General features: G+C 67.9%; 2 pseudogenes. Both read right to left on the reverse strand.

The annotated features are described in order from the left end of the window. Window positions 1-1,254: pseudogene (locus JCM19049_RS13100) on the reverse strand (DEAD/DEAH box helicase); the annotation flags it as partial. A 255-nt stretch (window positions 1,255-1,509) separates the two neighbouring features. Continuing rightward, window positions 1,510-1,830 (reverse strand): annotated as a pseudogene (locus JCM19049_RS13105) (hypothetical protein); the annotation flags it as partial.

A 1,830-nucleotide genomic window follows, 5' to 3' on the forward strand; every position in this document is an offset into this window, starting at 1 on the left:
CCTTGGTGCCCTTGGGGATGGTTCAGGTCGGCGAAGAAGTGCGGGGAGGAGGAGTAGGTTTCCACCGGCTCGGGCACGTTCAGCCCAGCGCCTTGTTGATCAGCGACCAGCGCGGCACCGAGTCCCAGTCCACGAAGGTCACCGCGATGCCGGTGTTCCCGGCGCGTCCGGTGCGCCCCACGCGGTGCAGGTAGGTGTTCTCATCATCGGGGCACTGCAGATTCACCACGTGGGTGACGTCGTCCACGTCGATGCCGCGGGCGGCCACGTCGGTGGCGACCAGGATCTCAACCTTGCCGGAGCGGAACGCCTTCAGCGCCTGTTCGCGCGCTCCCTGGCCCAGGTCCCCGTGCAGCCCCGGCGTTGAAGCCGCGGTCGATCAGCTCATCGGAGAGCTTGGCGGCCGACCGCTTGGTCTGCGTGAAGATGATCGTCTTGCCGCGGCCCTCGGCCTGCAGCAGGCGGGCGACCATTTCGTCCTTGTCCAGCGAGTGGGCGCGGTACACCAGCTGGCGGATGTTGCGCTTGGTGATCGAGTCGTCGCCCGGATCCGCGGCACGGATGTGCATGGGACGGGACATGTAGCGCCGGGCCATGGTGATCACCGGGCCGGGCATGGTGGCGGAGAACAGCATCGCCTGGCGCACCGGGGGCAGGGCGGCCAGGATGCGCTCCACATCGGGCAGGAAGCCCAGATCCAGCATTTCGTCGGCCTCGTCCAGCACGACGGTGGCGATCTGCTTCAGGTTCAGCACGCGCTGGCGGTTCAGGTCGATCAGGCGCCCGGGGGTGCCCACCACCACGTCGGTGCCGGCCTTCAGGGCCGCGATCTGCTCCTCATAGGGACGCCCACCGTAGATGGTGGTGACCCGGATGCCGGCGTGCCGGGAGGCCTGAGCCAGGTCCGCGGAGACCTGCAGGGCCAGTTCGCGGGTGGGGGCACGATCAGTGCCTGCGGGGCGCCGGGGAATTCCAGGCGCTCGTAGCCTCATCGGATTCGCGCACCACGCGCTGCAGCGCGGGGATGCCGAAGCCCAGGGTCTTGCCGGTGCCGGTCTTGGCCTGGCCGATGATGTCATTGCCGGCCAGCGCGACCGGCAGGGTCAGCGACTGGATCGGGAAGGGGTGAATGATGCCGGCTTCGGAGAGCGAGGCGACAATGTCCTGGCGCACATTGAAGTCGGCGAACGTCTTGGGTGCTTCTTCAGGCGCCGCGGCGGCGTCCTGGGTGGTCGTGTCAGTCACGATGTCCATATTCTCGTTTCACGTTGCGTCCCGGCCTGACCTGGGCCTCCGGCGAACGGTGCCCGGGAACGGTGTCCCGGCGGGCAGGGGAACGCGGTCCAGCGGAGCCGATCGCTACATGCACCACCGCGGCGTAGTGGCGGTGGGGGATGGTGACCGCTGGGAAGTCACCACGAAAACTGTTGTCTCTCGTTTAGCGCGGCGCGACCGGGCATCCTAAATAACTTTGTCCTTCTAGCATATCGGGTTTTGCCCCCGGACGTCTCATGGTGTGACTTTGCTCGCCACCTGGCTGAAACGGCAGCGCCGGGTCAGCGGGTCGGCCTCCTCCAGCCGCACCGAGACCAGGCTGGCGGCCGGAGCGCTGCCGGTGAAGGATCCGGTGATTGCCTCACCGAGCAGCTGGACCTGTCCGGGACGGAGCTTGCCCTGGCCATTGGCGGTTGCGGCGGTAAGCACCACCGCGTCGAAGTGCTCACCCACCCGGTGCTGCAGCACCCAGGCCTCGATCAGGGCGATGCTGGCCCGCCCGGCCGCTGCGGCCTCCGCGGAGCTGGTGCGCATCAGCCGGGCAACTCTTCCAAG

It is taken from the genome of Arthrobacter sp. JCM 19049, assembly GCF_001310435.1.